At 37.0% G+C, this 7,889-nt stretch carries 8 protein-coding genes and 1 pseudogene; 2 read left to right on the plus strand and 7 right to left on the minus strand.

What is annotated here, in order from left to right:
- Positions 1-150: 150 nt before the first annotated feature.
- Positions 151-324: a hypothetical protein gene (locus tag Q0794_RS17790; protein WP_298944182.1), complete on the plus strand. Its 174-nt coding sequence runs from the start codon at positions 151-153 to the stop codon at positions 322-324.
- 17 nt (positions 325-341) lie between these two features.
- Here Q0794_RS17790 and Q0794_RS17795 read toward each other — a convergent pair whose 3' ends face one another.
- The 7 genes from Q0794_RS17795 to Q0794_RS17825 all read right to left on the minus strand — a co-directional run bounded on the left by Q0794_RS17795 (position 342) and on the right by Q0794_RS17825 (position 6,287).
- Positions 342-1,283, minus strand: coding sequence for a biotin-dependent carboxyltransferase family protein (locus tag Q0794_RS17795; protein ID WP_298944184.1), 942 nt, complete (start codon positions 1,281-1,283; stop codon positions 342-344).
- 21 nt (positions 1,284-1,304) lie between these two features.
- A complete protein-coding gene (locus Q0794_RS17800; protein ID WP_298944185.1) occupies positions 1,305-1,988 on the minus strand; it encodes an allophanate hydrolase subunit 1 in 684 nt (227 codons plus the stop codon).
- Positions 1,979-2,716 carry a 5-oxoprolinase subunit PxpA gene (locus Q0794_RS17805; RefSeq protein WP_298944187.1) on the minus strand — a complete coding sequence of 246 codons (738 nt, stop codon included), beginning with the start codon at positions 2,714-2,716 and terminating at the stop codon, positions 1,979-1,981. The genes Q0794_RS17800 and Q0794_RS17805 overlap by 10 nt, the downstream gene beginning before the upstream one ends.
- 64 nt (positions 2,717-2,780) lie before the next feature.
- On the minus strand, positions 2,781-3,308 hold the full coding sequence (locus Q0794_RS17810) for a winged helix DNA-binding protein (RefSeq protein ID WP_298944189.1): 528 nt from the start codon (positions 3,306-3,308) through the stop codon (positions 2,781-2,783).
- 4 nt (positions 3,309-3,312) lie between these two features.
- Positions 3,313-4,617 carry a TRAP transporter large permease subunit gene (locus Q0794_RS17815; protein ID WP_298944191.1) on the minus strand — a complete coding sequence of 435 codons (1,305 nt, stop codon included), beginning with the start codon at positions 4,615-4,617 and terminating at the stop codon, positions 3,313-3,315.
- A 3-nt stretch (positions 4,618-4,620) separates the two neighbouring features.
- Positions 4,621-5,166: a TRAP transporter small permease gene (locus Q0794_RS17820; protein WP_298944193.1), complete on the minus strand. Its 546-nt coding sequence runs from the start codon at positions 5,164-5,166 to the stop codon at positions 4,621-4,623.
- Between the two features lie 161 nt (positions 5,167-5,327).
- Positions 5,328-6,287 (minus strand): TRAP transporter substrate-binding protein, encoded by a 960-nt coding sequence (locus Q0794_RS17825; protein ID WP_298944194.1) that lies wholly within the window; start codon positions 6,285-6,287, stop codon positions 5,328-5,330.
- A gap of 1,131 nt (positions 6,288-7,418) precedes the next feature.
- Here Q0794_RS17825 and Q0794_RS18330 point away from each other — a divergent pair.
- Positions 7,419-7,628: pseudogene (locus tag Q0794_RS18330) on the plus strand (transposase); the annotation flags it as partial.
- Between the last annotated feature and the right edge of the window lie 261 nt (positions 7,629-7,889).

A 7,889-nucleotide genomic window follows, 5' to 3' on the forward strand; every position in this document is an offset into this window, starting at 1 on the left:
TCCGTCCTTGTCTGTGCGGCGTATTATAGGGATAGCGAAACTATTCGCAAGCGTTTTATGGGGTTTATTTCAATTAAGTGACTGAGTGATTAATTAACCAACAAAGTGGAGGTATTTCGTTCGAAAATGTGATGTTTAACAATGGAGTTAGTGTTTTCAAATCGTAAGCTACGTGCTTTACCTCATCTACTTTATTATTCTGTTGTATTAGTTAATGATATTTATCGACGTAGTAGCAATATCAACAGTGCTATATTGATGGAGTTATTTTGGTTTTATGCTTATATTGCTCATTTTGATTCATCGCTATTCTTTCTTATTTAATCCTAAGGTTCAAATAATTAACTATCATTGTTTTTACTTCCCTTAAAAAAATAATGCTGTTCCTGATGAAGTTCAGCTTCTGCTTCAAATAAGTCTTGTTTAAAAAAACGAATTTTAGTACCTGGCGTTGCTTGCGCAAGAATATTTAAGTCTCTGTTACAAACACATCCCATTTTCGGATATCCACCAATGGTTTGTCTGTCACGCATTAATATAATAGGTTGGCCATTAGCTGGAATTTGAATCGCACCCAATGCAATACCTTCAGAAACGAAGCTTTGCTCAGCAAATTCTATAGGTTTGCCTTTCAATCGATAACCCATGCGATCAATCTCTGAAGTTACCGTATATAACTCATTAAAAAATGTTTTTTGTGCTTCTTCACTAAATTGGTCAAATTGATATGTTGTTAATACACCTATATTAATGATGCTTTTATATTCTGGAATAAATTGTTGAGGGACTTTGCGTGAATAAGGTTGAACCTGTGCAATAAAGGGTAATGTATCGCCATTAACTAGTTTACTGCCTTTCTTATTTAAACCACCTAGCTTATTTCTTATCACAGTACTAATGCTACCAAAAGTTTTAGGGCTAGAAAAACCACCACTCACTGCAAGGTAACTACGTAAACCTTGTTTGGGATAACCAATTTCTAATATATCTCCAGCTTTAGCCTGCCACGAACTCCAAGGTTTAATTTTATTTCCATTTAATGTTGCTACAACAGCTGCCCCACATAATGCAAAACTAGTTGATTGTTTAAAGCAGCCTTTAAATGGTCCCATGGTGATTTCAATTTGTGCAGCATTCGCTGAATTGTTTAATAGTTTATTAGCCCAGTGAAAGGCATGAGTATCCATTGCTCCACCCGGAGTAACCCCTACATCTTGATAACCATAGCGACCAAGATCTTGTAATAAGCTTAACGCCCCTGCTTGAACGATATCTAATGCCATACTTTTTTACCTTCTTTGTATTTACAGTTGTCCACCCATTGCCAAAAAGGTTTGTTTATCTATAGATTCAAAACGGACTTCGTCACCCATTGTAAATTTACTTAAACATGCTTCTGAGTTATCAAGTAAATCTATCGGCGTGCGGCCTATCACCTGCCAACCACCTGGTGATTGACTAGGGTAAATAGCTGTTTGTCTATCTGCTATCGCAACACTTCCTTTAGGAATGTTAAGCCTTGGGCTTGCTTTACGAGGTATCGACATTTCCTTTGGCGTATTGCCTAAGAATGCAAAACCAGGTGTAAAGCCAATTGCAAATACTCGGTAACATTCTTGTGTATGTAATTTAACTATTTCAGAAAATGTTAAGCCGGTATGTAAGCTGACATCTCGATGGTCAAGTGCGACTTCTTGCCCATAATAAACAGGCAGTACAATTTTATTACGCACCAAGTTAGTAATGCCAACATTATCTAATTGATCTAGTACGCGACGAACATGGATGACAAAATTTTGTAATCCTGTTTTACGCAAATTACAACTAAGTAAAATAGAAGTATAAGACGGTACTATATCTGAAAGAGTATCGTTAAGTTCAGATCTGAATAACTGACAAGCATGGGTAATTTTATCGGTTGTTTCAGCACAAACGGTATCGGAGAAGTAGATAATGACACTATTTTCATTAACAAGGTTTACTTGCATTCAGCCAATCTCACTTTTAAAACCTCTGCTATCTCAGCCGCTAACTCACCATCACCATGAATACATAAGGTATCTGCTTTAATACTTACCTTTGTACCATCATTACTTATTACGCATTGCTCTTTAAACAAACGAACGGCTTGCTCACAAATATCTTCTAAATCAGTATGGCATGCATTAGCTTCAGTTCTTGGGGTCAAGCGACCATCGGTTTGATAAGTACGATCAACAAAGGCTTCAAAAAGCAATGTAATACCATATTCAGACGCAAATTTTTGATAACGTGCAAAATCAGGTACAGCCATCACCATTAACGGTAACTCTGCATCGTATTTAGCAAGTGCTTGTAATAAGGCAATAAAAATATCGTCAGACTTCATCATTGCATTATAAAGAGCACCGTGTGGTTTAACATAACTTAATGCGGTATTTTCGCTCTTACAAATTCCCTGTAATGCACCTAGCTGATAAATGAATAACGCCTGTAAATCAGGTAATGGCATATCAATAAATCGACGTCCAAAACCTTGTAAATCTGCATACCCTGGATGTGCTCCAATCCGAACACCCTGCTCTTTTGCACAACGAACAGTTCGTAACATAACGCTAGGATCTGATGCATGCATACCACATGCTATATTCGCCATATCAACAAAAGGCATAATCTGTTCATCTTGACCTAGCTTCCAAATACCAAAACTCTCACCCATATCACAATTAATAAGCATTTATATTTCCCTGAAAAATTTAAATTAAAGTCATTGATTAACTATCAACAATACTTAGTACTGGCTACAAAGAGCTTGCAGCTCGAGATGCCTGTGCATACAAACCAGATAGCGTTCTCATTAATTTAGCCGCTTCCCCTAATGAATCATCGATAGACATGTGCTCTAAGGCTTGAACTAAACATCTCTCCCTGATTTTTGCATACTCTAAACAGAAGGCTTCACCATCATCAGTCACACTGTAAAACGTTTCTTTACCTCTTTTCTCGTGTTGCAACATGCCAGTTTTAACCATTTTTCTTATTGAATATGAGACATTATGTGTGTCATCAATATTCAGGGTAAATGCTACATCAGAGATACGCTTAGGTTTCTTTCTGTGATAAACGTTATGAATCACTAAAATATCCAAAGAACTCAAGTTCTGATCACAAGCGTTGCTACATAATTGTATCCAACGTTGGAATGCGTTATGCACTAAGGTTAATCCATATTCAAATTCACTTAGCTCAAGACCGTTTTCACCCGCTAAATGAGAAGAAGACAAAATAGGCAAGTGCTCAGATGTTGGTATTTTTTTTTGTTTCGGCATATTTTTATCCTTTCGACATTGAGTTTGGAAGCCAGGTTACAATTTCAGGAAATACGGTGACAATAAATACAGCAGCAACCAATAAGAAAAAGAATGGTAGAGCAGCTTTAGCCACAAACAATATATCTCGCCCTGTTAAGCTTTGAATTACAAATAAATTGAATCCTACCGGTGGGGTTATTTGCGACATTTCTACAACCAAAACAATATAAATACCAAACCATAATGGATCTATTCCAGCTTCAATAACCATCGGAAGCACAACTGAAGTAGTAAGTACGACGACTGAAATACCATCTAAAAAACAACCTAAAATAACAAACATGATAGTCAGTAAAAATAACAACGTATAAGGTGATAAGTTAAGTACTGCTATATTTTCAGCAAGCATTCTTGGTATACCAATAAACCCCATTGCCATTGTTAAAAAAGCAGCACCGGCAAGAATGAAAATAATCATGCATGATGTTTTCACTGCACCCATTAAGCTTTCAGTAAAGCTATTAAAAGAGAGTGAACCACTACCTAACGCTAAGATTAAAGATCCAAGAACGCCAAATGCAGCGGCTTCGGTTGGTGTTGTTAAGCCAGCGTAAATAGAGCCAATAATAAATAAGATAAGTACGCTAACGGGTATTAAACGTAATAATGAAGAAAACTTTTCTTTCCAGGAATATTGTTTGCTTTGTTGTGCAATACCGTCACCGTGTTTTGATGACCAATAAGCTGTGTAGCCCATAAACATAAACACTAACATTAGACCTGGTAAGGCTCCTGCCATAAACAAACGCCCAATAGACACTTCGGCTGCGACGCCGTATACGATTAAAATGATTGAAGGAGGAATAAGTAACCCTAACGTACCTGAGCCAGCTAAAGTCGCTATCGCCATTTTGTCATCGTACCCCTGCCGCTTTAATTCCGGCAGAGTCATTTTACCAATGGTGGCAGCCGTAGCAGCAGATGAACCAGAGACAGCAGCAAAAATACCACAACTTAAAATATTAACGTGTAATAAACGCCCAGGTACTCCACTAAGCCAGGGTGTTAAACCTTCAAATAGATCTTTTGATAAACGTGTTCTAAAAAGTATTTCACCCATCCAAATAAAGAGCGGTAATGCCGCTAATGACCAATCGGACACAGCTCCCCAAGCTGATGTTGTATAAAGTAGCCCGAAATTATCGTTACCCAGCATTATAAGACCTGCGATAGAAACTGCGATCAAGGTAAAAGCAACCCAAAATCCACTGGCTAACAGAGCAAATAAAATACCGATTAAAATAAAGCCGATAGTTATCTCATTCATAATTTACGCTTCTTTATTTGATGAGTCAGTTTGCGATAAATCAATCGGCGCACTTTCAGTTAATGCTTCCTCTTCGGATTTTGGTAACTCTTCACCAAAAAATAGATGACAAAAGGTTTGATCAATAATTGCTACAGAAAAAATAATCATACCCACAGCCAAAGGCAACTGAACAAGCCAAAGCTCGATAGGTACATAACCAGAAGATAATTCATCAAATATATAAGATTCATAAACAAAGTAGGCAAGCTGCCAAGTCAGATAAAGAATTAAAACGCAGCCTAAAGTTAAAATAATTCTTTCAACACATTTGTTAAGGACAAGTGGTAATCTTGAAGTGAATAAACTCACTCGAATATGCCCACCTTCACGAAAGGTATAAGCCAACCCTAGAAAACTAGATGCAGCAAGTAAGAAGCCAGCAAAGTCATCACTGGAAGGGACTTCAACACCAACCCAACGCCCCATTACCCGAGCAAGAATAATGCAACAGATAGCAATGATGCACAGTCCCGATAATGCACCGGTGGTTAAATATATTCGATTCAAAAAAGCTCTCATCGTTGAATACTCCTAAAGTAAACAAAAAATATAGGGATTAACTTTTACTCAGGATATAAACGCGTATTTAACTAACATTCTCTGAGGGATGGGAAAGTAGTCACAACGATAACGTTTAATAACTAAAACGTTATCGAAGCGGTTATTTACTACTGATACTCAGCTAAAAGTGCTTTACCTTCTGCACCAGCCTCTTCAGCCCACTCTTTTGACATTTGATCACCTACAGCGGTAAGTGCTTTGATTAATTCAGGATTTGGAGCAACAACCTTAACCCCATGCGCCATTAACTCTTTATTTTTGATTTCAGTTTCATTGGCCGCCATCTCCCATCCACGTTTTTCAGCGGCAGCCGCAGCAGTTAACAATGCAGATTGCATCGATTTATCTAATCGTTTGAATGAACGCTTATTAACAATCACCATATTTTTAGGGATCCACGCTTGTACATCCGTATAGTTGTCAACGTAGTCCCAAGACTGGCTACTTACTCCGGTAGTAGGAGACGTAATCATCATATCGATAATACCCGTTGAAAATGCCTGCGGAATTTCAACGGTTTGAACCGTTGTTGGTGAAGCTTCAAGTAAAACCGCTAAACGCGATAAGGTAGAGCTGTAAGCACGTAGTTTTGCACCTTTAAAACTATCAATACTAGTTAGTGGCTCTTTACTGTAAACACCTTGAGGAGGCCAAGGCACAGAATACAATAACATTAATCCATTTTTGTCTAGTTTTGCTTCAATAAGTGGCTTTGATATTTCGTATAACTTTTTAGCATCAGTAAAATTAGTTGCTAAAAAAGGAAGGTTATCAAGTTTATAGATGGGATCTTCATTGCCCAATATCCCAATAAAGACTTCCCCTATCGGTACCTGTTGAGTACGAACAGCCCTTGGTATCTCTTTATGTTTAATCAAAGAAGCCCCAGCATGTACCACGATTTCAAATTCCCCTTTTGTTGCTTCATTGACATCCTCAGCAAACTGACGAGTATGGTGAGTTGCATCAACGTAAGGTGAAGCCATATCCCACCGAGTAGCAGAAAAAGCAGAAGTAGAAATAACGCCAACAGCTGTGATTGCTGCTATTTTAAAAATAGATTTCATAGATTATCCTTATCTTTATCTTTATTGATCAATATTAATAATTCAAATTCAAATTACTTGTAAAATGAATACGATTTACATCCATTCTGAATTGTTAGCATAAATTGCACCAATTCTTTGTTCATAAAATTCTATTTAGCCTACGCGATAAAAAAAGATCATAACCAACTGTTTTATTTGAGCATTAGTTTCCTTTTATATTTTTAATTCAGAGAATATATAAATATAAAAAATGGTATAAATTAATTTATGCTTTAATTTAAGCGACTAGATAGAGCAAACTGCACCAAGGAAATACAAAAATAAAAAACGTATTTTGAATTTAAAACCATCATCAATTCGACTCGATTTTATATATATGGAAACAGAAACAAGCTTTGTAACACCCATTCAGATAACTTTATGATCAAATATAACCTCATAAAGGAGCTGTTATGGATTATTATTTCCCTAAATTAATCGCAGACTATAGATTAGGCTTTTAGCCGTACTCAAGTTGCTAAGTATTTAAAAGTAAGCCGAGTTAGTGTTAATAAATGGATTAACAGAAAAGCCTAATTCCGGGAGACCCTATAGATTGACCCAAGCGCAGTTAGATAAAATAAAAATCGATGCAATTGATAACGCAGTAAAAAAGAAGGTCGTTTACAAGGAAAGGATATATAGACACTAATTTTGGCGTCAGTTATCAAAAACTAATATCTATCACTTACTATATGAACTAAACCTCAGTTGGATAACAACCCGTTCAATAAAGCTTAAATAACCTATTGAGCCACAAAAAATGTTTAAAAACTTCCAAATAAAACGATCCCTAGTTCCCTGGATATGTCAGCTTGGATAACGTTAATGTATAGTTTCAAGGTGAACCGAGGTTTGGAGAGCGCAACACAACCACACGAATTTCAACGGATAAAGCCTCAAGACCAAGCTCGTCCAGGAACAACAGTTCCAATATACTTATCTTTTTGACGTAGTTTTTGTGAATACAGGTCAAACATAAGCCATTGTTACACCTGTTAGTAATAGACAGGTCATGATAAAGCCCCTTCAATTAATTTTAGATGCTACACCAAAAGGTAAGTATTCAGTCACCATTATGGATCAGACCAGTGGCATCAAACTTATTTAAAGGAGTCGTTTGCTAGCCTCTCGATAATTCATCTCCCACCCTACTCACCAGAGCTTAAGTTGATCGAACAAGTATGGAGTTCGTTAGGTCAGGATGAAATAGCGAATCGTTGTTTTAAAGACTATAACTGCATAGTTGATCGATATTGCATTGCATTAAATCGATTTTTGAAGATAAAAACGCGTCATTTCACTTTGGATACAACGTAGTGCCTCATCAATCATATATTGAGGGCCTTAAACGAAAAAAACTGTCGATGTCAGTCAACAGATATGTTCGTATTAAGTGTTTGGCAATGGAAAGGTGTCATAGCCCTCTACAACTCGTGCCTCATTTATGTCGCACACTCGCCCGACTATCAACGTAGCCTATCAGTCATTATTAAACGCGCTAAACGAAAAAATCCCTGCTGACGTCAGTCAACAGGGATTATCGTATTAGGCGCTTGGCAATGACCTACTTTCACATGA

The sequence above is a fragment of the uncultured Psychromonas sp. genome, assembly GCF_947489755.1.
Classification (GTDB): domain Bacteria; phylum Pseudomonadota; class Gammaproteobacteria; order Enterobacterales; family Psychromonadaceae; genus Psychromonas.

What these genes read in the sequence shown, in the direction of transcription:
- Q0794_RS17800 (WP_298944185.1), bottom strand. Translation starts at nt 1,988, where the DNA reads ATGCAAGTAAACCTTGTTAATGAAAATAGTGTCATTATCTACTTCTCC.
- Q0794_RS17815 (WP_298944191.1), bottom strand. Translation starts at nt 4,617, where the DNA reads ATGAATGAGATAACTATCGGCTTTATTTTAATCGGTATTTTATTTGCT.
- Q0794_RS17810 (WP_298944189.1), bottom strand. Translation starts at nt 3,308, where the DNA reads ATGCCGAAACAAAAAAAAATACCAACATCTGAGCACTTGCCTATTTTG.
- Q0794_RS17805 (WP_298944187.1), bottom strand. Translation starts at nt 2,716, where the DNA reads ATGCTTATTAATTGTGATATGGGTGAGAGTTTTGGTATTTGGAAGCTA.
- Q0794_RS17825 (WP_298944194.1), bottom strand. Translation starts at nt 6,287, where the DNA reads ATGAAATCTATTTTTAAAATAGCAGCAATCACAGCTGTTGGCGTTATT.
- Q0794_RS17795 (WP_298944184.1), bottom strand. Translation starts at nt 1,283, where the DNA reads ATGGCATTAGATATCGTTCAAGCAGGGGCGTTAAGCTTATTACAAGAT.